At 25.1% G+C, this 25537-nt stretch carries 27 protein-coding genes; all 27 read right to left on the minus strand.

Annotated features, from left to right (window positions below; translation table 11 throughout):
- Nucleotide 1: 1 nt before the first annotated feature.
- The 27 genes from Q0617_RS00185 to Q0617_RS00315 are packed head-to-tail and all read right to left on the minus strand — an operon-like array spanning nucleotide 2 to nucleotide 25532.
- Nucleotides 2-790 carry a glycosyltransferase family 2 protein gene (locus Q0617_RS00185; protein WP_298749218.1) on the minus strand — a complete coding sequence of 263 codons (789 nt, stop codon included), beginning with the start codon at nucleotides 788-790 and terminating at the stop codon, nucleotides 2-4.
- Nucleotides 787-2313 (minus strand): hypothetical protein, encoded by a 1527-nt coding sequence (locus Q0617_RS00190; RefSeq protein ID WP_298749221.1) that lies wholly within the window; start codon nucleotides 2311-2313, stop codon nucleotides 787-789. The genes Q0617_RS00185 and Q0617_RS00190 overlap by 4 nt, the downstream gene beginning before the upstream one ends.
- The gene (locus tag Q0617_RS00195; protein ID WP_298749223.1) at nucleotides 2306-3205 is read right to left on the minus strand and encodes a lysylphosphatidylglycerol synthase transmembrane domain-containing protein; all 900 of its coding nucleotides are present in this window, start codon (nucleotides 3203-3205) and stop codon (nucleotides 2306-2308) included. The genes Q0617_RS00190 and Q0617_RS00195 overlap by 8 nt, the downstream gene beginning before the upstream one ends.
- Entirely contained in the window at nucleotides 3198-4142 is a 945-nt protein-coding gene (locus tag Q0617_RS00200) for a glycosyltransferase (RefSeq protein WP_298749225.1), read from the minus strand. Before Q0617_RS00200 ends, Q0617_RS00195 begins: the two co-directional genes overlap by 8 nt.
- A gap of 12 nt (nucleotides 4143-4154) precedes the next feature.
- Nucleotides 4155-4646 (minus strand): acyltransferase, encoded by a 492-nt coding sequence (locus tag Q0617_RS00205; protein ID WP_298749227.1) that lies wholly within the window; start codon nucleotides 4644-4646, stop codon nucleotides 4155-4157.
- Nucleotides 4636-5727 (minus strand): DegT/DnrJ/EryC1/StrS family aminotransferase, encoded by a 1092-nt coding sequence (locus Q0617_RS00210; RefSeq protein ID WP_298749229.1) that lies wholly within the window; start codon nucleotides 5725-5727, stop codon nucleotides 4636-4638. Before Q0617_RS00210 ends, Q0617_RS00205 begins: the two co-directional genes overlap by 11 nt.
- Entirely contained in the window at nucleotides 5724-6686 is a 963-nt protein-coding gene (locus Q0617_RS00215; RefSeq protein WP_298749231.1) for an NAD-dependent epimerase/dehydratase family protein, read from the minus strand. The genes Q0617_RS00210 and Q0617_RS00215 overlap by 4 nt, the downstream gene beginning before the upstream one ends.
- Entirely contained in the window at nucleotides 6683-7636 is a 954-nt protein-coding gene (locus Q0617_RS00220) for a Gfo/Idh/MocA family oxidoreductase (protein ID WP_298749233.1), read from the minus strand. Before Q0617_RS00220 ends, Q0617_RS00215 begins: the two co-directional genes overlap by 4 nt.
- Nucleotides 7629-8135: an acyltransferase gene (locus Q0617_RS00225; protein ID WP_298749235.1), complete on the minus strand. Its 507-nt coding sequence runs from the start codon at nucleotides 8133-8135 to the stop codon at nucleotides 7629-7631. Before Q0617_RS00225 ends, Q0617_RS00220 begins: the two co-directional genes overlap by 8 nt.
- Nucleotides 8128-9213, minus strand: a complete 1086-nt coding sequence (locus tag Q0617_RS00230) for a DegT/DnrJ/EryC1/StrS family aminotransferase (RefSeq protein WP_298749238.1) — start codon at nucleotides 9211-9213, stop codon at nucleotides 8128-8130. The genes Q0617_RS00225 and Q0617_RS00230 overlap by 8 nt, the downstream gene beginning before the upstream one ends.
- Before the next feature lie 11 nt (nucleotides 9214-9224).
- Nucleotides 9225-9971: a polysaccharide deacetylase family protein gene (locus tag Q0617_RS00235; protein ID WP_298749240.1), complete on the minus strand. Its 747-nt coding sequence runs from the start codon at nucleotides 9969-9971 to the stop codon at nucleotides 9225-9227.
- Nucleotides 9972-10679, minus strand: coding sequence for a methyltransferase domain-containing protein (locus tag Q0617_RS00240; protein ID WP_298749242.1), 708 nt, complete (start codon nucleotides 10677-10679; stop codon nucleotides 9972-9974).
- Nucleotides 10680-10696: 17 nt separating this feature from the next.
- Nucleotides 10697-11671: a peptidoglycan bridge formation glycyltransferase FemA/FemB family protein gene (locus tag Q0617_RS00245; RefSeq protein ID WP_298749244.1), complete on the minus strand. Its 975-nt coding sequence runs from the start codon at nucleotides 11669-11671 to the stop codon at nucleotides 10697-10699.
- Complete coding sequence (locus Q0617_RS00250; RefSeq protein WP_298749246.1) at nucleotides 11665-12681, minus strand: DegT/DnrJ/EryC1/StrS family aminotransferase; 1017 nt, start codon at nucleotides 12679-12681, stop codon at nucleotides 11665-11667. The genes Q0617_RS00245 and Q0617_RS00250 overlap by 7 nt, the downstream gene beginning before the upstream one ends.
- Complete coding sequence (locus tag Q0617_RS00255) at nucleotides 12678-13598, minus strand: glycosyltransferase family 2 protein (protein WP_298749248.1); 921 nt, start codon at nucleotides 13596-13598, stop codon at nucleotides 12678-12680. Before Q0617_RS00255 ends, Q0617_RS00250 begins: the two co-directional genes overlap by 4 nt.
- Nucleotides 13595-14461 (minus strand): NAD(P)-dependent oxidoreductase, encoded by an 867-nt coding sequence (locus Q0617_RS00260; RefSeq protein ID WP_298749250.1) that lies wholly within the window; start codon nucleotides 14459-14461, stop codon nucleotides 13595-13597. The genes Q0617_RS00255 and Q0617_RS00260 overlap by 4 nt, the downstream gene beginning before the upstream one ends.
- Entirely contained in the window at nucleotides 14451-14858 is a 408-nt protein-coding gene (locus Q0617_RS00265) for a dTDP-4-dehydrorhamnose 3,5-epimerase (protein ID WP_298749252.1), read from the minus strand. The genes Q0617_RS00260 and Q0617_RS00265 overlap by 11 nt, the downstream gene beginning before the upstream one ends.
- Nucleotides 14846-15946: a CDP-glucose 4,6-dehydratase gene (gene rfbG, locus Q0617_RS00270; protein ID WP_298749254.1), complete on the minus strand. Its 1101-nt coding sequence runs from the start codon at nucleotides 15944-15946 to the stop codon at nucleotides 14846-14848. Before rfbG ends, Q0617_RS00265 begins: the two co-directional genes overlap by 13 nt.
- Nucleotides 15946-16719 carry a glucose-1-phosphate cytidylyltransferase gene (gene rfbF, locus Q0617_RS00275; RefSeq protein WP_298749256.1) on the minus strand — a complete coding sequence of 258 codons (774 nt, stop codon included), beginning with the start codon at nucleotides 16717-16719 and terminating at the stop codon, nucleotides 15946-15948. The genes rfbG and rfbF overlap by 1 nt, the downstream gene beginning before the upstream one ends.
- Before the next feature lie 3 nt (nucleotides 16720-16722).
- Complete coding sequence (locus Q0617_RS00280; RefSeq protein ID WP_298749258.1) at nucleotides 16723-17904, minus strand: glycosyltransferase family 4 protein; 1182 nt, start codon at nucleotides 17902-17904, stop codon at nucleotides 16723-16725.
- Entirely contained in the window at nucleotides 17897-18436 is a 540-nt protein-coding gene (locus Q0617_RS00285; protein ID WP_298749260.1) for an acyltransferase, read from the minus strand. Before Q0617_RS00285 ends, Q0617_RS00280 begins: the two co-directional genes overlap by 8 nt.
- Nucleotides 18417-19244, minus strand: coding sequence for a methyltransferase domain-containing protein (locus Q0617_RS00290; protein WP_298749263.1), 828 nt, complete (start codon nucleotides 19242-19244; stop codon nucleotides 18417-18419). Before Q0617_RS00290 ends, Q0617_RS00285 begins: the two co-directional genes overlap by 20 nt.
- Before the next feature lie 2 nt (nucleotides 19245-19246).
- Complete coding sequence (locus Q0617_RS00295) at nucleotides 19247-20023, minus strand: class I SAM-dependent methyltransferase (RefSeq protein WP_298749264.1); 777 nt, start codon at nucleotides 20021-20023, stop codon at nucleotides 19247-19249.
- 26 nt (nucleotides 20024-20049) lie between these two features.
- A complete protein-coding gene (locus Q0617_RS00300) occupies nucleotides 20050-21066 on the minus strand; it encodes a sulfotransferase domain-containing protein (RefSeq protein ID WP_298749265.1) in 1017 nt (338 codons plus the stop codon).
- A gap of 10 nt (nucleotides 21067-21076) precedes the next feature.
- Nucleotides 21077-22636 (minus strand): hypothetical protein, encoded by a 1560-nt coding sequence (locus tag Q0617_RS00305; RefSeq protein ID WP_298749267.1) that lies wholly within the window; start codon nucleotides 22634-22636, stop codon nucleotides 21077-21079.
- 26 nt (nucleotides 22637-22662) lie between these two features.
- Nucleotides 22663-24450 (minus strand): hypothetical protein, encoded by a 1788-nt coding sequence (locus tag Q0617_RS00310; RefSeq protein ID WP_298749269.1) that lies wholly within the window; start codon nucleotides 24448-24450, stop codon nucleotides 22663-22665.
- Nucleotides 24447-25532, minus strand: coding sequence for an acyltransferase (locus tag Q0617_RS00315; protein WP_298749271.1), 1086 nt, complete (start codon nucleotides 25530-25532; stop codon nucleotides 24447-24449). The genes Q0617_RS00310 and Q0617_RS00315 overlap by 4 nt, the downstream gene beginning before the upstream one ends.
- Nucleotides 25533-25537 lie beyond the last annotated feature (5 nt).

The following is a 25537-nucleotide window of genomic DNA, read 5'->3' on the forward strand; positions in this document are numbered from 1 at the left end:
CTTACTTTAATTTTAAAAATTTGTTTATTATACTGTGCACAACTCTAAAAATAAATTTTGATAAAGAGTACATTATTATAAAAAAATATTTAACAATACCTATATATTTTGAGTCATAACAAAATTTATAATTAGATAGTTCGCCTTTTTCCATCGCCCATAAATGAGAAGATAAGCCACTCTCCCCATAAGCATATTTGTATAAACGTACTAAAATAGGCTCAACAATTATATATAAAGGCTCATAATATGATGCTTTAAGCCATAAATGATAATCTTCTGAATACCGCTGCTCGAAATTGAATCCATTTACTTTATCAAATAAATTTCTTGTTATAACTGTACAAGGAGTAGATGTTCTATTAGAAAGTAAAAAATCATCAAATTTATACTTTCTTATCTTTACATCTTTTGAATTATTAAAATCTTTAAATGTATATTTTGTAGATATAAACTCAGCATTTAACTTTTGTATATAAAAATATTGTATTTTTAACTTATCCTCATGCCATTCATCATCTGAATCTAAAAAAGCTAAATATGTGCCTATAGAATTTTTAACTGCATTATTTCTAGCAGCTGCAGCCCCCGCATTCTTTTGATAAATATACTTAAATGATACTGTTTCCTTTGATAAAGTTTGATAAATAATCTCTTTTGAATTATCACTACTACCATCATCTACAATAATTATCTCGAAATCTTTAAATGATTGTTTTAAAACAGACTCCAGTGCTCTTTGAATTGTACTTGATGAATTAAAAGTAGGTATAATAACAGAAAAAATCACAATGCATATTCCAATCTAGGCATAAGTTTAAGAACTATTTTCATAATAAAATTATCTTTATTTAACAATTGAACCCAATGGCGATTATCCATAGGTAAAGTATCAATATATTCTTGAATATCTTCTTTCTTTATTTCAACTAATTCATTAAGTTTTGAATCATATACATAAACTGTATCATCAATGTCAATCTTTGTACCATATTTCTTATCTAACAAATAACTATTTCTATATACAAATCTTCTATTTAAAGTTGATACTTTATAATCTTCTTTCGTTGCAAATTTAAAAATATGAGTTGCCATACCTTGTGCAAAAAATTCTATATGTGATAAATCCCCTAATTTACTATATTGATTATAGGTTACAAATAACTGTTTTGTTCTATCAAACTTTTGTATATCTTTATTAGTTTTAATATTGTTAATAACTTGTAATTGAGTTTTATTCCACATTTTCCAATGATTAGAAATTCCAAGTGAAGAAAATATGAAAATAGAAAAGACTACTGTTGCACTTTTTTTATTATTCATTAATAGCATTACAACCAAAAATGATATAAGCAAAGAACCATATATGGTAACTCTATTTCCTAGATTAAAAGCAATTTGAGGATACATACCTGTTAAAGCAAACATTCCGAATGCGAATAGTACAACCAATGCCAATACAATCAAGAGCTGTTTATTAGTTTTTTCTTTTTCTATTTTATAGTATTTATAAAATAAAATCACCAAGACTACACCAATTATCATTGAAAAAAGAGTTAATTGCATTATTGAATAATAAATTTTCAGCCAAAAAGATGGACCAATAGAAGCATCAATAAATGTTCCAACTTGTAAAATAAATTGTTTTATTAATGATACTATACTAAAATCTGAGCTTCCCTTTATAGTTTGTGTATTAAATACTTTTGAAATTACAAGATAATAAATAATATATATAATTTGTGGTAACAAAAAAGTTATAAACTTTTTATATTGTTTATTTAGTAAAAATATTATTGATAAGCCAAAGACAAATGGAGGAGATGCATATCCTGAAAAAGATCCCAATAAGCCAATTAAAAAACCTTTAATATTTTTATCTTTATGTATTAATCTATGTGATAACATAACAAATGCTAATGTAATAATTAAATATTGTCCTACTGTCCAATAGTTTGTTGCATCATGTATTGGAAATAATATAAATATTAAAGAGAATAAAAAAGCTTTTGAACTTTTCATATAATCATTCATAAATATATATATTATGTAAAATGCACTAAATGATGTTAATATTTTAATAAAGTCAAAATAAATTGAACCAAAGTCAAAATAATAAAATTGCAAAAAATCATATACTATTATTGGTATACCTTTAAGATATAGAGGTGTTGTAAATATATTTATAAAAAGTTCATAAAGGTTATCTTTGAGATTTACAATATGTATAATGTCATCAGAGTGAGTACCTGTAAAAATATACAAATAACAAAATAATAAAAATACTATTCCTAAACATATTTTTTTAAACATATTTTTTCTCCAATACAAAAAATAACCACAAACACATTATAGTTATAATCTGTACTACATGATATACAATAGCAAAAGATAATGCCTCGCTACTATTAATATTAAAATACCCTAAAATATATACAATTGTTGCTTCATAAACACCAATTCCTGCAGGTGATGATGGCAATGACATTCCTAACGCTGAAATCACAAAAACAATCATAATTTCAAAAATTGTCAAATTGAACTCAGTAAATAAATATATAAATCCATATAAAGATACTATATAAAATATATATAATACGATTGTTGCATAAATACTATTAAATAATATATAAGATTTTGTTTTATAAAGATTTATAATAATTTTTAAAATTGTAACTCTTACTTTTTTATTAGAAATTCGTTTTGTAATATATATAATTTCTTTTGCATATTTGACAAAAATAAATAAAGCTATAAATAAAAAAATTGTAATTGGTATTAAAAAATAAAAATTATCAAAAAATGTAGTGCCTAATAAAACTATTAATCCTAAAATAAAAAGAATCATCAAATCTAAACTTCTTTCTAAAATCAAAGAGCTAATAGAATTATGTAGATTAACACCGTAGTTTTTTTTAATATAAACTGGCTTATAAAAATCACCAGCCCTTGCCGGCAGTATTTGATTTATAGCCATAGATATTAAATTTGTTTTATAAGAGTTATAAAAACTAATACTTGAACTTGTTAATGTTTGCCATCTAATTGCAAAAAATAAAAATGATAAAATAGTAATAACAACTACATAAGATATTGCATAAAAAGAATAGCTAGATAAACTAGCTACTAACTCATTTATATTGGTATTATAAACTAAATATATTAGTGCAAGTATAACCACCAATAAATTTATTAATTTATTCATCAAAACCAATTTTTTCTTTTATTATATACGATTTATTAGGATTTATTTGATCGTATATTCTCCAAATATATTCAGATATAATACCTAACATTAAAAATAGAAGTCCAAAACCAAAGGTATTTAAAGCAACAAGAGTTGACCAACCTTCTACAACTATATTACCAAATAAACTCATTAAAATAATATATAAACCATATCCAAATCCAATTGTAGAAAAAATGACTCCCAAAATAGTAATTAATCGTAAAGGAACAACTGAAAAAGATACAAAAGTATCAATAAACATTTTAACTTTTTTCTGAAATGTCCATTTACTTTGCCCTGAGTTTCTTGATAATTGGAAATAAGGAACATACTCTTTTGTATATCCCATATTAAAGATATTTCCATAAATTGATGTATTTTTTATATTCATATTTTGTAAACTTTTTAAAACATTCACATTTAACATAAATATATCTACTCCTTTTGTTGGAAAATTAGATATTGCATATTTTTGTACAAGAGAATTATATATTTTAGAAAATAAAATACTAAGTTTATCAGTATTTCTATTTTGTCTATCTGCTAATACAATATCAATATTTGAATCTGAATTAAATTTAGTTAACATATCTTGATATAAATGAATTGGCTCTTGCATATCAGCAGACATAAATGAAAAATAGTCACATTCTTTTAAGTTATCAATAGCTGCAAATATTGCATAGTGAGATCCATAATTTTTTGACAGTTTTATAACTTTCACATTATTCATCTCTAATGATAAATTTTTAACTATTTCAAAAGAATTATCAGTTGAACCATCATCTACAAATAAAAATTCAATATTTATATTATTAATTGTTCTTTCAGTTTCTTCAATTCTATTTTTATACAAACTTAAGTTATCTTCTTCATTTAAAAATGGGATTACAATAATTAATTTCTTTTTCACACTAATTTCCTATCAATAAATTTTTACTGGTGTACCATATGCCTTAACATTTGATGGAATATTCTTATTCACAAAACTATTTGCACCAACAATTACATTATCCCCAATACTAACACCTTTAGAGATAACAACATTGGGTCCAATATAACAATTATTACCAATATTTACAGATGCTTTTGATATCTCATTTTGATATACTATTCTATCAACTGTGTCATGTGTATAAATTTGAACACCTGCTGAAATATCACAATTATTACCAATTATTAAACTTCCACCGGAACCATCTAATATTGTAAATGGACCAATCCAGCAATTTTCTCCAACTTTAACATTTCCTAAAACAAGTGAAGAATCATATACACTACTGCCTTCACCAAATTTTAAATATTTTGCTTTTTCCCATCTATCATTTACATAATCACCGAATGGTAGAACTCTATTATATTTTGTATTAACTAAATCTCTTTTTTTATGAAAAAAATTAATTAATTTATTTAACATTACTTATATAACCAGATATTATTTTATATATTTTATTAATTTCCAAATTTTCATAACAAGGAAGTGTGATAGTGTTCTTTTCTAAATTTGATGAATTTTTCTGAATATTGTTATATTTATTTTTGTAATAAGTCGTCGCACTTAAACTGTAAGTTCCAATTGTAGTTTCAATTTTATTGTTTTTCAAATAGCTTACTAAATCATCTCTATTTATTTCAGATGGGACTTGAAATACTAAAGACTGAACATTATAAACCACATCCTTGGTTACTTTTTGTTCTTTAAATCCAAGTTGTTCAAGTTGTACTATGAACATATCTCTTATTGTGTTTCTTGATTTAACAATTGAATCTAACTTTTCTAATTGTTTTATTCCCATAACGGCTTGTAATTCTGACATTCTATAATTATAGCCATAATCAATAAAGTCAAACTTTCCATCATTAACAACTGAACCATGATTTAATTTAATTTCTAATAGTTTTGCATACTCTTCATTATTAGTAGTAATAGCGCCACCCTCACCTGTTGTTAGTAATTTTCTTGGATGAAAGCTAAAACAAGTTAAATCGGCTATATTTCCACATTTTATAGTATTTTCACTACTTCCAATTGCACATGCTCCATCTTCAATTAAAGGTAAATTGTATTTCTCACAAATTGCTTTTATTTTAAGTATTCCACTTGGATTTCCCAAAGCATCAACAAAAATAACTGCTTTAGTTTTTGTTGTAATCTTATTTTCAAGCTCATCTGGCAACATATTAAAAGTTTCTAGAGAAACATCAGCAAATATTGGTATTGCACCTAAATCTTCAACTACATTTGCAGTTGCTGGAAATGAAAAATCTGAAATAATCACCTCATCCCCTGCTTTGATATCTAATATTTTTAATGACATTGTCAAAGCTGTAGTAGCTGATGTTGTTAAAAAAGCATTTTTTGAACCTGTATATGACTTTAATAAATTCCTAAATTCATCTACAAATTTACCTTTTGTAAACCAACCACTTTCAAATACTTCTTCAAATTCATTTCGAACTTCTTCAAAGTTAACATAAGGCTTAATTAATCTAATCATTTAATATTTTCCATATACCATTTTATTGTTTTTTCTAAACCAATTTCAAAGGGTGTTAATTGATAATCAATTAATGCTTTAATCTTTTTATTACTAGCATTATGACATTTTACATCTGCTCCACGAGCCTCTTTTTTTAAAATTTCACCTTTATATTCCATAATATTTACGATTCTTAATACAACATCATTCATTGATATTTGTCCATCTGTTGAAATATTAATACTTTCAGCTTTTTTCATCTTTGGATATAACTTTAAAATTGCATCTACTGTATCTAACACATATATAAAGTCTCTACTTTGAAGTCCAGTACCATGGATTTCAGGATTTATATCATTTAATATTCTTGATACAGTTATTGGTATAATACCAGCCATATATCCTTTATGATTTTGTCTAGGACCATAATTATTAAATGGTCTAACTATAAAAGCATCTAAATCAAACATATTGACATAACTATTTATGGCTACATCAGCAGCTGCTTTACCAGCCGCATAAGTTGTTGTTGGATTTATTGGATGCTTTTCATCCATAGGCTCATAAACTGCAGTACCATAGACTTCAGATGTTGAAAAATGAACAAGAGTTTTAAATCTACCAGCTCTTTGATGTTCTAAAATATTTAAAATACCATTAACATTAGTGTCAAATGCATTTTTGGGATTTACAAAAGAATAATTTAATGCTTTTGTGGCACAATTAAAAACAATGTCAATATTATGTATTTGGAAAATATAATCTAATGATGAAGTTATTTCAATATCATCTTTATAGAGAATAGCCCCTTTTAATATTGCATCTTTAAGATTATTTTCATTTCCTAAAAACATGTTATCAATAATAATTACCTCTTTTGCACCTTGTAATATTAACTGATCAACTAAATGACTACCAATAAAGCCAGCTCCACCAGTAACTAATATTGAACTACCTTTTATATGAGGTCTCATCATTTTGACTCCATAATTTGCTGCTGAATTTTACTTGCTATTTCCATTGCAAATAAGCCATCAGTCTCATTTGGTACATCTACTACTTTATCTTGACAAAGACTTATAAAATCTATAAGCTCCAATAATAAACCTTCTTGAGGTCTTATTGTAATTGTTTCCTCTTTTGATAAAATAGAGACATCATCCAAATACTGCTCAATTGATTGTTTATTTACTAATACTTCTTTTCTTAATAAATCGCAATCAATATACATATCATCACAAGTTGCACTTATATGTCTTATTCTTTTCTCAGTAATTCGACTAGCTACAATATTGGAAAAACTTCCATTTTCATGTGTAATGATCGCTCTCGCATACTCAATCATACCGTTATTTATATATCCGTGAGCATCTACTTTTTTGGCATTTCCATTTATATATAAAGCTAAGTCAATATCATGAATCATAAGATCAATTACAACATCAACATCTGTAATCCTACTACTAACTTTATTTGTTCTCGAAAAATCAATATTTATAATATGATTACTATTTCTTATAACTTTTTTTAAACCAACAACAGCAGAATTATATCTCTCAATAAATCCTACTTGTATATTAAGATTATTTTCTTCCGCTAATTTAACTATCTCTTTCGTTGATTCTAAAGTATCAGTTAAAGGTTTTTCAACAAAAATATTTTTAACGTACTTACTAATTTGCTTAATGTAATCATAATGAGTAAATGTAGGTGTAACAATAATAACCCCATCAACATATTGTAAATCATCTTCTAAGTCCTCTGAAGCTTTTACATTATATTCTTTTGCTAGCTTATTGCAAATTTCTTTGTCAAAATCATATATAAAAGATATTTCAACTTGTTTTATCATTGATAAATTCCGAAGATGGTTTTGTCCCATCTTTCCAACACCTAAAAGTCCTATTTTGACAACATTATTATTCATTTATTTTATTCTCAACTTTATTTCCCATTTTGTCAACATAGCTATAATGAACGGCAGGGTTTCCCATAACCAAACTATATGGTTCTACATCTTTAGTTACAACACTTCCAGCAGCAATCATTGCATATTCACCTATTGTTATTCCACATACCAAAGTAGAATTAGCACCTATACTTGCACCCTTTTTAACTAAAGTAGGTGTTATTTCCCACTCTTCATCAAATGCTCTAGGAACTTTATCATTTGTAAAACATGCATTTGGACCAACAAAAACATCATCTTCAATAGTTACTCCATGATAAACTGAAACACTATTTTGTATTTTACAATTATTTCCTATTTTGACTTGAGTATCAATATATGTATCTTTAGAAATAATACAGTTACTTCCTATTTCACTTTTTTCTCTAACTTGTGAATTAATCCAAATTTTAGTACCTCTACCTATAACAGCTTCAGGTGACACTGATGCAGTTTCATGTATAAAAATATTATTCATTTACAACCTCAATGATATAATTTTGTTCTTCTTCTGTTAAAAAAGCTGACATAGGAAGTGCCATGATATTTTTTGATATTTTTTCTGTTATGGGGAAATCACCTTCTTTATATCCTAAATATTCAAATACCTCTTGTAAATGAAGAGGTATCGGGTAATACACACCAGTAGGAATGTTATTATTGGAACATTTGCTTAACACCGCATCTCTATCTTCAACAAGTATACAATATTGAGCCCAAACAGATAAGCTATTGGGAAAAATATAAGGAGTTGTTATATTTTTTAGTTCGTTATTATATTTTTGAGCAATCTGTTCTCGCTTGATAATTTCTTCAGTATAATACTTCAACTTAACATTTAATATTCCTGCTTGAATAGAATCTAATCTTCCATTAATTCCTATGTGACTATGAACATATCTTTTAGTTTGTCCGTGATTTAAAATAATTCTTAATTTATTTGCTAAGTCATCATCATTAGTAAAAACTGCTCCCCCATCACCATAACAACCTAGAGGTTTTGCTGGGAAGAAAGAGGTACATGCCAAATTTGATAAACTACATGATTTTTTACCTTTATACTCTGCTCCAAAACTTTGAGCAGCATCTTCAATAACTTTTAAATCATGTACTTTTGCTATTTCATTAATTTTATCCATATCTGAAATTTGACCAAATAAAGAAACCGGCATAATTGCTTTTGTTTTTGAAGTAATCTTTTCTTCAATTAAAGAAGGGGCAATATTAAATGTTTTTGCATCAATATCAACAAAAACAGGTTTAGCACCTAAGAATGCAATAGTTTCTGCTGTTGCAATAAATGTAAAAGGTGTAGTAATAATTTCATCTCCTGGCTGTATGTCAATTGCCATTAATGCCAAAATTAAAGCATCTGTGCCACTACTACATGCTATTGCATGTTTTATACCTACAAATTTTGCTAAATTCTCTTCTAAAGTAGAAACTTTATTACCCATAATATATACTGAGGTATCAAGTACTTCATGAATCTCTTTATCAATTTCACTTTTATATTTCTGATATTGACTTTGTAAATCTATAAAATTAATTTTCAATGCTACTATCCTTACTTTTCTTTTAATGCCAAATAGTCATAATAACCTAATATCTTTTTTTCTAAAGAAAAAATATCATCACTGGCTATGATTTCTATTCTTTTTAATCTCTTTAAGTCTAAATTTTGTTTTGTATTTAAACCAATATGGCTTGAAGTTACAATATTGTATCCTAACTTTTCTATAATTTTTATTGTATCCTGATTGTATGAACCATGAGGATAACTCATCTCTTTAATTTCATGACCAACAATATTTTCAAGTCTTTTTTTACTATCAGATAATTCTATATACTGCACATCATAGGTTAATCTATCCAAATGAGGATGTGTTATGCTATGAGTACCCAACTTACATAAAGAACTCTTTGAAAATAATTTAATTTCCTCTTCATTCAAATACTGTTTTTTGCCAATAAAACCCGTAGATATATAAAGAGTGAAAGGTACATTATATTTTTCACACAATTCCAGTGCATATAAGTTATCTTTATACCCATCATCAAATGTTAGGGAAACCGTATTTGAATTTAATTTATATTTATATTTATCATCAATAGGAATAATATCATGGTGTTCCTTAATATATTTTATATGTTCAGAAAACCTCTCTTTTGAAATTGAAATTCCATAATTATCATGAGATAATTTTGAGCCAATAGAATGATAAAGGATAATTCTATTTCCTACACTTTTCTTATATTTAAAATATACATTATAATAAATTGATGATAGTGTTGCTTTAATTAATTTTTTCATTTATTTTTTTTCAAATACTATTATATATTGGCTTGCCCACATTTGATATCTTTTCTTGTACCAAATTAAAGGTAAAAATAGCAATTCACATATTTTATATGATATTTTTCCAAAAATATATTGATGGAATTTTGTTATTAATATTTCATAATACTTATCACTAACAAATTTAATTCTATGATCTTTTCGGAAATTCTTTATAATTAAGTCATAATCCATACATTGAGGATAGTTAACATCACTTCCAACTAACATGAAAATACCCCCTGACTTTAAACTATCAATTATGTTAGAAACTATCTTATGTTGTTCTAAGTATGAATTTACTCTTGTAATTAAATATACTTCTCTTGAAAATATAAAATTATAACTATTGTCTTCCTTAAATTTAGTCATATCACCTTGCACTAAATTTAATTGTGGATTATTTCTTTTTAACATATTCATTGCGTCGTCTGAATATTCTAATCCTTTTATATTAAAACCTTTTTTTAAAAATTCATTTGTAATATTGGCAGCTCCACAGCCTAGATCAATGCAATTATTAGTCTTTTCTAAATTAAAACAAATTATATTTTTCAAAAAAAATAAATAACCTTTTACTATTTTTTTTGATACAAAAGCATCTGCCGTATGAGAAAAAATATCCTTATCTTCTAGATAGGCTAAATGAGTCTTCTTTTTTGCTATATCATTAAATCCTAACATACAACAATCTCCTATTTTTAGATAATATATTTTATTAATTTATTAAAAGTAACATTAACCAACTTATTATTAAATAATTCAAATTCTCCCAAGTAATTGACTATTTTTCCTCCAAATCCCACCTTGAATTTATTAACACCATTAGCACTTTGTTCATAAGGTGTTATTCCAGCAAAATCAAACCTTTTTATCCCATTGATAGTAAGGTAATCTAGTAACTCTTTAATCATGAAATATGAAGCAAACAATTTTCTACCATCTTCATTACTTGCTGCCAAATAATAAAATGCACAATCTTCAAAAATTAGGATAAGACAGCTTGCAACCACCTTCTCTTCAAAGTAGATTGTTTCAATTAAAAAATTCTTATTAAACGCATTTGATAAATTAATAATATCTTGGTGATTGATTCTTAACTTTTGAAGGTCTTTAGCCCTAGTCATATTATTATGAATATCAACAAAATCTGTTATACTCTCTGTTGAAGAGAAGGTGGCTTTTAAATTATTTTTTAAAGCTTTTTTATAATAATAACGATGGTTTGAATTCATATTTTTAATATAATCAATATCTTTTTCAAGATAATGCACTATACTGAAACCACTGTTAATTTTAGAAGAAACTATTGTAAGTAAAGGGAGTATATTAAATAAATTTTCACCATTTTTATTGTCATAAAAATTAAACCTAAAATTAAAAATATAATCTTTATAATATTCTCTTATAGAGTCAATAATTGGTGATAAATATTTTGCATTAACATAATTAATTCCACCACTATTCCATGCTAAGGCTAATCCAAATTTATATTTAATTAAAAATTGACATTGCCCCAAATAGTTTCCACTTTTATAAAATGCCAATCGTTCAACTTTCCAATTTGCTGACTTATAATTTCCCCATTCGTATGTTGAAAAAATATTATAATTAACGGTGTTTTTTAACTGGCTATTCCAATCTTCTTTATTCTCTATAACTCTAACTTCTACCATAAAAAAGGAACCATCCATACATTTTTATAAAACTTATAATTACCTGATAAAATCTCTTTTGGTAAATCAGGCCAAGGTAATACAAAATAATTCTTATTTAATAAAAACTTTTCAAATTTATTTTTTTCATATTCATTTGCAATAAATGCAAAAGCATAGGGAACAGTATTTTTATTTAAACTACCATATATTGGCTGAATATTAAAATTTTTAGCATAAAACATAATCATATTATACATACATTTCCTTCTATTTATCTCATTTTGAATATCTAGTTGTAAAACTCTAGTATCCAATCGAGGTGTGATTTTATCATTTGAAGGAAGCTCAATATCACTTGATTCATCAAAAGTAGGAAGTGAATGACCAGTTTTAATAAAGCGTAATAGTCTTCTAAATTTTAATATAATTAAACCTAATATGGGATGTGTATAGTTAATTATTTTCTTAATCATTAATTTATTGTCATAATAATTATCTTCTGTTGTATATTGACTTTGACTATTTTGGAAGTTTATATTTTTTCCTAAACTACTATTAACAAGCAGTCCTGCCCCATTTGGAAGAAAAACAGTTTTCCTAAAACTAAATATACCAAAATCACCTCTTGTTCCCAAAAATCTACCTTCATTATCTTTGCTTAAAAATCCATGTGCATTGTCTTCTATTAATAAAGATTGATATTCTTGACAATAATTTAAAAAAGGTTCTATGTTTTGTGCAAATCCAAAATAATTTACCATTATAATTGCATCCATTTTCATATTTTCTAATATTGGTTGTAACTTTTCATTTACATGATAAAATTTATATTCTATACCTAAAGTATTGATTGGTGATAAAATATCTTTACATATAAAAGCAGGTAGATAAATAGTATTTATTTTTTTTTTCTTTAATAAGTCAAGTAAAGCATATCTGCCATATGAGTATAAAAATAAACTTGAATCATCAAATAATGTTGACAATTTCAATTGATTTATTGATTTATTTAAATCAAATGGCGTCATAGTTTTTTAAACTTTCTACGTAAATTTACATAGTTTGTATATGACATAAAAAAAGAAAGAATGTATGGTATTAAATACTTTTTTTCTTTTTTAATTGCATTACTTAAATATTGTCGCGATTTTGATTTATTATTTCTACTCCATTCACACATGCCATACATATTGTTAATTTTTGTTTGTAACTTTTGTATAGAAGTTTTATACTCTATTTCAAAATTTTCAATCATGTTTGATAGATCTTTTAATAGAACTTCATATTCTCTTGGAAATAGACATAAACTTCTATCCGATTCACTTCCATGTCCGTATCTCCACTTTGCTAAAGGTTTATCTAAATAATAACTTTGAGTGTAATATGATAATTTAATAAATAGCTCTGCATCGCTACTTACATTATACTTTGAATTAAAATAAATTTTATACTTATCCATTAAAGATTTTCTGACCATAACCGTTTCAAAAGAAAAAAAATAATTTGATAGTAGCTCTTCAAAAATCTTCCCACTAGGCATTTTTTTGTCATAAGCAAGTCTTTCAACACCCAAATCATTAAAATAAATAGTATTTGAGTACACGATTCCAATATCATCATTTTTCAACATAACTTTTATTTGTTTTTCTAACTTATCAGGCATCCACAAATCATCAGTATCTAAAACACAAAAAAACTCACCATAAATAAATTCTTTGGCAAATACTCTTGCATTGCATAAATTCATATTATATGGTGTTTTATAATATTTTATTTTAGAATCAAATTTATCCACTATAGTTTTACTTTTATCTGTTGAACAATTATCTATAAATATAATTTCCCAATTAGTATATGATTGTGAATATACACTTTGAATAGCTTCTTCTAAATATTTTTGACAATTATAGCAATTCATCAAAATTGATACTAGTGGCTTTTTCATTCTAGTCCTTTTTTTAATAAATTAATATATATCTTTAATGAAACTTCCCACTTTTTCATTATATTTAAATTTAATAATTCCAATTTATAATTATATGCTGACTCATTGTGAGAAACAGGAGCAATTCTTTTAAACATACCTTGAGGTGCAACTTTTACCTCACAATCTATATCAAAAAATTCAATGATTTTTTTTACATAATCATATCTTGATATATTACTCGCACTATTAACACAGTTGAATATACCAAATTGTTGATTTTCAATTAAAACTTCTATTTGTTCAACAAAGTCACTAATATACGTAGGATTTCCTATTTGAGTATTATCTGAATAAAGTGTGCCATTCTGTATTGCTTCTAAATATCTTTTATAAACAAAATTTTTCCTATGATTTTTATCTCCACCATATAGCCAACCTGTTCTTAAAATTAAATATTTATTTAAATGATTTCGTACTATTTTTTCACCTTCAAACTTAGATTTGTGATGAACTGTTGTTGGATTAACTTCATCAAACTCATTATATCTATCATCTTTACTTCTGCCATATATTCCAGTGCTTGAAATATAAACAAATAATATGTCTTGATTTATACAATAATTGACCAAATTTTGTGTCATAAGAGTATTAACAAGATACGATTTGTCTTGGTTAGTTTCACAGGACTCAACATCAGTATAAGCTGCTGTATGAATAATAATATCTGGCTTTACTTCTTTTATCTTCTTACAAACTTGTTGATTATTTGTAAGATCTATTGTACTATCAATTCCTACAATATTGTTATATTTTAAATTTGAGATTAGACTAGAACCTAACATTCCATTTTTGCCAGTAATTAAAATCTTTTTACCATGCATAATTAATTTTTTCTAACTCCATACTTTGGGACTCATTTGGATCATGTTCTATACTTGCTAAATTTAAAAGTATATTATGTTCTCCTATTCCTCTAAATGCAACCCATGCCTTTGGTTTTACAGTCAAACGATTATAATTATTTTGTGATAATTTAATCGAGAAAAATTCTTCAATATCTTCATCAAATACAACAAATTCTACTTCACCTACTGGAACAATAAGATTTAGAATCATTTTAGTATGTTTTTTCCATCCCTTTATTTCATTTTTATTTATACATGAAAAATAAGCTTCTCCAAAACCTTCATATCCTTTATCGCTCTTTTTCATAGCATGATATATATCACCTTTAGCATGACTAATTTGTTTTAAGGGTGTAACAATTACTTTGTCCAAACTAAACCTTTTTCTTTAGCTAAAGTTTCATACTCTTGAATCTGGCTCATTGTTATATCATAAATGTCTTTATCCGTTTTATAAAAATCATAGTACCATTCACTTGTAAATCTAATAGTATCTTTATATTCAAGATTAGCCTGCCATTTAAAATAAAATAAAGCTTTATCACAATTAAGTTTTAAAAGGCCTGCTTCATGAAATGGAATATTCCCTGTAACTTTATAAGCATCATTTACATCATTAAAATCCCAGTATCCACTTAAATCTATTAATAACTCTTCAACTGTATGATTTTGCTCTGCTCTTGGACCAAAATTAAATGCTTCTCCATGTAAAGAATTATCTTCATATAAAACCTGCCCAAGATTAAGATACCCACTTAATGGTTCCAAAACATGCTGCCAAGGTCTAGTAGCTTTAGGAGCTCTAATTTCTACTATTTCACCTTCACTCCAAGCCTCCATACAATCAACAACAATTCTATCTGTTGCCCAATCTCCACCACCAATAACATTTCCAGCCCGACCAATTGCTAATTTTATATTTGAATCTTTACTTTTGAAAAAAGAGTGAAAATATGATTTTATAATAAGTTCAGCAGCACCCTTACTTCCACTATAAATATCTTTTCCACCCATTTTATCATCTTCTTTATATCCCCATATCTGTTCAATATTATCATAAGCTTTATCACTAGTGATAATAATAGCTGTACATTTATGATTTGATATTTTTAAAGCTTCCAATATATTTGTTGTGCCCATAACATTTGATGAAATAGTTTCAATAGGTTCAATATAAGAAGTCGATACTATTGGCTGTGCCGCTAAGTGAAATAAAAAATCAGGTTCTTCAGTTGATATAATTTCTATCATTTTAGACAAATCTCTTATATCTTCTTTATAATGCACAATTTTATTTTCTAAATGCAATTCTTCGAACATTGAAGGTTTTGTAGGAATATCTTTTGATATTCCTACAACTTCTGCTTTTAATTGTAGTAACCAAGCGGTAAGCCAAGTTCCCTTAAACCCAGTATGCCCAGTAACTAAAACTTTTTTACCTTGATAAATATTATTATACATTACCAAACTTTCCAAGGAGCTTTCTTATTTTCCCACATCTCATTTAATTTCATTTTATCTCTCAATGTATCCATTGGCATCCAAAAACTGTCATGCTTAAATGTATATATTTCATCTTCCTTTGCCAATGTTTTAAGGGGTTCTTGTTCAAAAACTGTTTGGTCACCATTTATAATGTAATCAAATACTTTAGGTTCACATACAAAATATCCAGCATTTATCCAACTCCCATCACCTTTTGGTTTTTCCTGAAATTCAATAACTTTATTATTTTTATCAATGTGTAATGCTCCAAATCTTCCATCAGGCTGAGCTGACGTCATTGTCATTGCTTTTCCATGAGACTTATGAAATTTAATTAATTCTTCAATATTTATATCTGCAACACCGTCTCCATATGTTAACAAAAAGGGTTCATCCCCTATAAAATTTTGTGCCCTTTTAATTCTTCCACCTGTCATACTATTAAGACCTGTATCTAATAGTGTTACTTTCCAAGGTTCACTTGAATTATTATGTACTTTCATTGAGCCATCTGACATATCAATTGTTACATCGCTTTGATGTAAAAAATAATTAGCAAAATACTCTTTGATATAATATCCTTTATATCCAAGTAAAATAACAAAATCATTGAAGCCATAAGTTGAATAAGTTTTCATAATATGCCATAAAATAGGTTTTCCTCCTATTTCAACCATCGGCTTTGGCCTTATATCTGTTTCTTCACTTAGTCTTGTTCCTAGTCCACCAGCTAATAATACTACTTTCAATTTTTATCCTAATATTAATGATTTATATCTATTTATCATTTGTTTAATAGTAAAGTTTTTATTAAACAAATTGTACCCATTTTCTCCAAAAAATTTAATTTGGTCCTTATTGTCTAAAAAAAAGATTATTTTTTCTACAAAGCAATCAATATCTCCTTGTTCTACTAAAAAGCCATTAAACCCATCTATTATTTGTTCTATACTTCCACCTGCTTTTGTTGATATTATGGGCATGCCTATACTCATAGCTTCAAGTGTAACGATGGGAAAACCTTCAATTTTTGAACTCAATAAAAAAATATCACAATCATTGTAATATTGAGATGGATTAGTAAAGCCATGTAAAATAATATAATTTTCTAAATTATATTGTTGTAACAAATTTTTTAATCTTAATAAATACTGTTCATCTATTGATTTTCCCACTAAATGTAGTTCGAGATTTGTATATCCTAAGTGTACAAGTTTATTAAAAACTTCAACCAAAAATATTTGATTTTTTAAAGAATACAAAGAAGCAACATTTAATAATTTAACCTTCTCACTAAAGTTATACTTTTTTTGTTCATTTAATTTTATTCCATTGTAAATAACAGTTATTTCTTGCTTGAAATTTCTGTTATCTTTTAAAATATTTGCATTATGTTTTGAAACGCATATGACAGTTGCTATTTTGTCAATCATCATATCAATAAAATACTCTAACATTATAAATAATTTAAACCTAGGTAAGGATGCGGCACTATGTATGATATGGAAGCATTTAAGACTTGCAAAATAAGCTGATATTGTTGCACTTCTACAATACTCACCACCAGGGTACCCTCCATTGTTAGAAATAAAGTATTTTGCATCTAATCTTTTAAACTTAAAATAAAAATACACTATAGAAAATATTATTAGAGGATACCGAAATAATAAATTAAATACTTTTAATAAAATATATATAGGAAAAATATGTTTTTTACTATTTGAAAAAGAACCTAATTCTGCAGTAGTAATAAGTCCATAATATATAATCTCAATATTAGAAGGAAGTTCATCTTTTAATAAATTAGATGTATCATTGGATTTATTTACAAAAAGGTATATCTTTTTAGCATTAATGTTAGCTATTATATCATGGGCAACCATATCACTGCCTCCTGCAATATAATTTTCTATAAAAAATATTATATTATTCATTTATAAAATCTATCTTTTTAATAATACGCGCTGGATTTCCAGCTACAATATGATAGTCTGGTATACTTTTTGTTACAACGGAGCCTGCGCCAATCACACAATGCTTTCCTATCTTAACATTTGGCAGAATTGAAACACCAATACCAATCCAGCTTCCTTCTCCTATTGATACATCACCTGCTGAATAGATCTCTTGTTCTATTATTGGTCTATCTTTTATCTGAAAACCATGTACAGCATCACCTATATAACATCTATCTGAAATCATTACACTATCTGAAATAGTAACTTGATTAACACAGGCTAGGGTAAGATACCGACCAATATAAACATCACTTCCAATACTTACAATTGGATTACCATTAGGAGATATACTAATCCATGCATCTTTATTTATATAAGTTTTACTTCCAATATCTATGTATTCAGGATAATCTATATCAAATCCGGAAGCAATATAACTATTCTTACCAATTTTCTTAAATTTCTTTTTAAAAACTTTAAAATATAGCCTATGAAATATTCTTAACATTCTTTTTACCTATATACACTAAATATGGACTAAATACTTTACTTTCTATTCCTTTTTTCTTAAAAAATAGTTTAAAAAAAGTATTGAAAATCTTATAAGTTCTGGAAAAACATGACAAAAATAAGTTAGCAATAAAACTTTTTTCATTGGTTAATAGGCCATAATGAAATATGCCAAAGTAATTACAATATAACTCTTCTAAATCATCTCTTTGAAATAATTTTTTAAAACTATCTATTTCCATTATTTTAAGATTATGATGAGTCAATACAATAGGATTAAATTGTTTTGTCCAATGGTAATAAAAACCTCTTAAGTTTGGAATAATAACTACCAAATAACCATCATTTTTAAGAAGTTTCATATGACGATCAATAACATTATCTACATCATCAAAATGTTCTATAAAACCATTTGAATTTACAATATCAAAAAAATTGTAAAATTGCTCTATATCCTCTGAAAAAAAATCTGCCCTAATTACATTTGATTCATCAATATTATTTTTTTTAAACAAAATCTTATTTATTTCAGAACCACTCTTTGTATACTCTATACCAAAAGGTTGATAACCAAATTGTTTCTTAAATTGTAAAAGATTGATTCCAGGAGCGCTTCCAATTTCAACAACTTTTTTATTTTCTCCAAATGGTAAAAATTTATTTAGTAATACATCCCATAAAAAATAATTCCCATAATCATTTTTATCTAAACCATCTGTAGAAGAACTAGTAAATAAATTTTCTATATTTAAAATCTTTTTATCATAGTCTTCATTCCATAAGTCATAATCTGTTAATTTATTCATAATTAAATCTTTTCCCTACTTTTTTTATTTAAAACAAATAACGAACCTTGAATTAAAAAAGGAGATAAAAAATTTACATATTTATATATTTTTTTTGATATTTTCAATTCTAAAGCTCTTAAACTATTTGCCTTTTGCTGTCTATACTCTATACTGTCAGTATTTAAAATATGACTACTTTGATCAGGGAAAAACCATTTAACAGGTTGATAATATTTTTTCATCAAATTAAGTGCAGAAAGATAAGAGAAAAAATGTATATGTCCGATTGTTCGTTCTTGTTCTTTATAATATTGACCTTTAAAATAAATATTTCTCAACTTATCAAATAAATTTACTTCTAGTGGTATATTATATATTGAATATTTAGAAATCTTACTAATCTTTTTTGCCACATCTTGATAATTAGGAATATGTTCTATAACATCAATCATAAAAATAATATCAAAGTCTTTCTCTGATATATCTAGTATATTTTGATTTATAATCTTTTTTATATAAGGATTATTTTTTTCTTGAACTAAAAGCATCTCTTTAGATAAGTCTAAAGCATAAAACTCAACAGAAATTCCTTTTTCAATAAAGTACTCACAAACAAATTTACCAATAATTCCGGCACCTCCACCTACATCTAGAAGTTTTACAGTAGTATTTTCCTTGAATTTAACTGATTCTAAAAGTAACTTTATAGATGAAAATTTATATTCACTATCTTCAATATGTAAAGTCTTATTATTATCTATATATGTGCCATCATTATAAATATCTTCTTTTATCACTATTTATTTCCTCATATAATATTTTTTTAAATAAAATAACCATAATCTTTAAGATCTAACTCGTATCGTAAAGACAATTTATTATTATCCATATAATGTTTCTCCAGTATTTCTTTTTTAAGATTTTTACTAAATGGTTTGTATTTAATATAAAATATTTTATCCAAAATATTTTGTAAAAAATATGTTAAAGAAATTCTATAGGATATAGAACGTAATATACGATAGGCTATAAAATTATTCTCAGTATATTTTTTATTAAAAAAATCAAGAAAAGGTTGTTCTGGTATCAATGGTAAACTATTTAATCCATTTGCTCTAAATCTATTTAATAAAAATGCGATTTTAGCGGACAACAAAGAAAAACTTTTATTACTATACTTTTTTGTACTTGGATATACAACTTTTACACCAATAAAATTACAAATTTTTTCTATAAATATTCTTTGATTACTTTTCATTAGTTCATATGGAAGTAAACAAATAGACTCCTTACTAAATAATACTTCATATACATATACCATTTTCAAATAATTTAATGAATGAATATCTACATTGACACCATATTCTCTTAAAAGTTTAAAAGATTCAAACGTTCCTTTCTTATAATTTAGAAATTGACTAACTGTTTTATAATGCCCCTCATACAAAGAATATAAATAGGCAGATTCAAGTAAATCATCTTGCTTTCTAATCGTAAATATAATTTTAGATTTTGGGAAAACATGTTTTAAAGCTTCTGCAATATTTTTTAGTGGATAATAATTATTAAAAGAATCTCCAATTAAACCCTCAACACTAATTAATACTTTTTTTTCTTTTATTGTACATAAATAATTATCTATACTTCTTTTTCTTTCATCTAATATATCTATTAAATATGTATTTGTATATATGAGTTCATGAATAAAATTCATTATAGGATTGTCAGTATGATGTAAAAAATATTTTACATCAGTCAGCTCTTCAAAAACCTCTTGCTGTAAAAATGTTGTCCCAGTTTTTGGCATTCCTATGTGTATATATATCTCTTTTTCATCCATATCTATCTTCCTATAAATTTTTTAAAAAATTTGTAACTTCAATATTACTGTGATTGTAAATAGTTTTTTTCTTAAACGTCTCTATATCTTGAAATTTCTGATATTTTAATACATCTTTCAAATCTTCAACATTGTATATTGTTTTTACAAAATTTTCATTAAAAATAGTATCCTTTGCCACCTGACTTTGCCAATTTATACATAAATAGTTTACATTAGAAAATGAACTTTCATATATAACAGTACTAGCCTCTCCAATTACTAAGTCAACCATATCAATAGCTTTGTAAATACTTACATCTTTTAAAATATTTTGATGCGAAATTTTACCACTTAAAATTTCTTGAAAAAATAATTGATTCATATTTCCAGGGTGTATCTTTATTAGGATATCATCATTCTTTACTCCACATTGATTTAATATTCCTACAATATCTAACAATATTTTTACTTGTTTATTTTGACTAACTGTAACAAATGAGCTAAAACCAGTAGGTGACAATACAAGCACTTTTGATTTACCCAAATTAAATAATCTTTTACTACCCTTAATAGAGTTTTCTAAAAATTGAGGATACCCTACTTTATGGACTTTTAATTTTAAATCATTCGCCAAATATTTAGAATAATCATATTCTCCCCAAGCAAATACTTCATCAACTTTTTCACATAATTCATTATCATATCTAGAAAAATCTCTAAATCCATGTTCCCATATGTATATTTTTCCAAATCTCTTGCTTTTATAATATTCAAAAAAGATAGTTGCTAATTTTGAAACTTCTCTTACAAATATCGCCTTAGTTATGAGATTTTTTTCTATACTATTTACAACTTTATCAATCAAGGCTATTGTCTTTAATTTATTTTCATCATATGATTTCTCATATATAACTTCAATAATACTATTAAAGTCATAATTAACTATATTTTTTAACTTTGTCTTATCTGTAAGAATAGTTTCATATGTATCTTCATATGAGACATATAACGGTTTATATAAGGACAATAAATTTTTTCCAAAAAACCTATTAGAAATAAACTTATTTGATAAATTTGAAACAACTTCATATGTTGAATGATATGTTTCAATAAATACTTTTTCTTTTCTGTTATATTTTAAAATATTGTTTATATTTTTCAAAGTTTTTTTAATAATATTTTTAATCTTACCTTCTTCAAAGGCAGATGATTTTTGATAAGTTACAAAATTAAATTGATTTATCTCTTTTTGTGACTGTATTATTTTATGCCTTATATTTAATACTTCAACTAGATTAAGTATTGTTGAATCAAGAACATAACTTTTACTAATATAAATATTTAATATATTTGAACTATTTATCAAATTATTTGAAATAAGAAAAAGTATAAACTTAATATTCTCTACATTCATTTTATATATATCAAACGCAAGTATATTTCCTATAGACATGCCATTATAAAGTGTATAGTCTATGCCATTTTTTTTATACCAATTTTTAGCTATTTTATACGAATCTTCTTCAACATTGGGAAATCGTTTAAAGTCAATAAAATTTTCAAAAAGCTCTATATTATCTGACTGCATTAAATATTCAAAGCATATATTTATAGTCATTTTAATTCAAACCCTTTTTCATAATCAATTGTAGAATCCAATCTCGGTAAAAGCGCAAAACCAACCGTTTTAACTTGTTTTTCCCATATTTTTCTTCTAAACTTTTCATCCTTTTGTATTTTAAGAATAAGTAGTTTTAAATTAATTTTATTATTAACAGTAAAATTATCTATATTATCTATATTTTTAACTTGAAAATCTTTTATGTCATAATAAATAGAATTTATACCCCGAAATAATACTTCAAATCCTGAAGATGTATATCCTATAGTAATAGCAAGATTTTTATTGGATAAAATATCATGTTCCAATAATAATCCACCATCTAATACTTTTATATTTTCTTGATTCGTAACGTGATTTATAACTATTTCTTCAAAGAATTTTTTTTCAGATTCATATTTTGGTTTAATATTAACTTCACCATTTAGCTCAGTTATTGTATCAATGATATCAATTACAAATCTTTTCATATCTTTTTTCCCAATATAACTATTATCACCTATTTCAACAGGAAAAACTATTACTTTTAACTTCGATAAATTATCATTTTTGTATAACATTGTTTTATTTAAATTAATACTATCATTAAAATATGATATCTTACCAATGTTAGAATATTCTGATGTTGTAATAGAATTTTTCCAGTATTTACTCCAATAAATCATATGATCACAATACATGTAATCATATTCACAACAATCAACATAATATGCCCTTGTTTGATATGCAGTTAATTTTGTATTCTTATTTAACACTTTAATAGCAGTATAAATAATACTATCATGAATAAAAGGTGATCCTATTCCATTTGTGTGTGTTGAAAATAAAATATTATCAACTTCGTAATTACTCAATAAGGTAATGTACGATAATTTCAAATTTGATATTTCAAAAATAATTCTACTTAACATAAATGAAGGAGAAAATAATAAAGACTTTAAATTTAATTTAAAATAAGAAAAAAAAGAGTAATGTATTTTCAGCTCTTTTTCATAAATCACTTTAAAGTCAAGTTTTGTTACAGCTTCAATTTCTTTTTCTAAAATATATCCATTTTGATGGAATAAATTAAAATCACTCATTTTACAATAAAAAGTGATCTCATTTACATTACTTTTTTTCAATGGAAAGGTAATTCCATTTTCTAAATAATTAACACTTTTAGCAATATTTATATCTCGTATTATTTTTATTTTTTCTAATTTCTTTGTTTTAAATCTTATATTTTTAATTAGATTTATAAAAAAACTAAAAAATAGAAATATATTTAGTACCTGAAAATCACTAGATATACATTGTATTTTTTGATATTGTTCTTTTTTTACTAATTTACATATTAATTCAAATGCAACTTTTTTTGGTAATGATGACATGAATATAACTTTTTCAAAATAATTTTTATCTTCTTCATTATATTTAATAACAGATTTTAAACAAAAATAATAATAAAAAATATAGTTAATCATCATGTTCTTAAGAAGAAAACTCTTTTCTTCTTTTGTCAATTCTTTATATGCCAATTCTAAATAGTCAATAAGAATTGTTTCCATTATTTTACTTTCGGAATAACTTTTAAAAAATATCTTTGAATAAGAAGAAAAATTAATATTATTTGGAATTGTATAGATATTTGTGAAAAACTTTATTAATACTATTCGAATAATTTTTTGTTCACTTGGATCAATTTCATATATTCGTAACTTATTTTTTGGAAAATAAAAAAAAAATCGTAAAAAAAATCCAATATAATTTAATAATCCTGGAGCAATTATTACTATCATTTATTTATCCCCTTGTACAAAGTTGGTCTAAATTTTATTTCAATATATTTGAAAGTTACAGCAGATATAAGTATGGTAAGTGTTAATGTTGAAATAATTTGCATTAAGTGAAATATGATGCTATCTTGTATAAATGTACCATAACTATTTTCAGAAATATATTTTATCAAATAGTTACTAATCACAACTAAAATTGGATAATGCCACAAATATACACCATAAGAAATTTTTCCCAAAAACATTAATCCTTGCAAAAATTTATTTTCCATATTTTTTTTAAAATTAATTCTTTCTAAAAAGTATATTAAACACATAATAAAAAGAATAAGAATAATTCTTGCAGTAAAATCATTATTACTATTATAGAAAAAATAAAAAAATAAATTCGAAACAGTAAAAGTAATCAATAATACTAATAGTGGGTTTAATTTTTTATTATCTATTTTTTCCTTATTTAATAAGAAATAATTTATAGAAAATCCTGCTAAAAAACAATACATGTAATTTAAACCAGTAAAATGTAAACTTATAAAAAATAAAAAAATTAATAATCCATACTTAAACAATTTCATATTAGCAGAACTTTTTAAATTATTAAAAAATAAAAAAATAAAAGGTGCTAATAAGTAATATTGCATTTCATGTGATATTGACCATGTCACTAAATTAATATTTCTGCCAGTTATATTGTTAAAAAAGAAGAAGTCACCTATAATTTGTAGAAAAGAAGGATTTGATTGTTCAAAAAAAATAAGACAAATTATTAAATTAAAATATAGTAAAGGTGCGATTCTAAAAAACCTATTTTTATAAAATCTTAATAAATTTTCTTTATCAAATGTGTATTTCTCATTGAAAAATAATTTACCCATTAAGTAACCACTTAGTACAAAGAAAATTAAAACAAAATTAGCTCCACCCATAGGATAAATACTTAATAAGCTTTTACCTATAAGAGATGTGCTATTTTCTAATACTTTGTAAAAAGCATAATTTTCATAAGTTAGTGCATGCCCAAAAATAACACCTATAGAAGCTAATCCTCTTAATATAAGAAGATAATCAATATTTTTTGATTGCATACTTT

The sequence above is a fragment of the uncultured Arcobacter sp. genome (assembly GCF_937982575.1).
GTDB lineage: Bacteria > Campylobacterota > Campylobacteria > Campylobacterales > Arcobacteraceae > Arcobacter.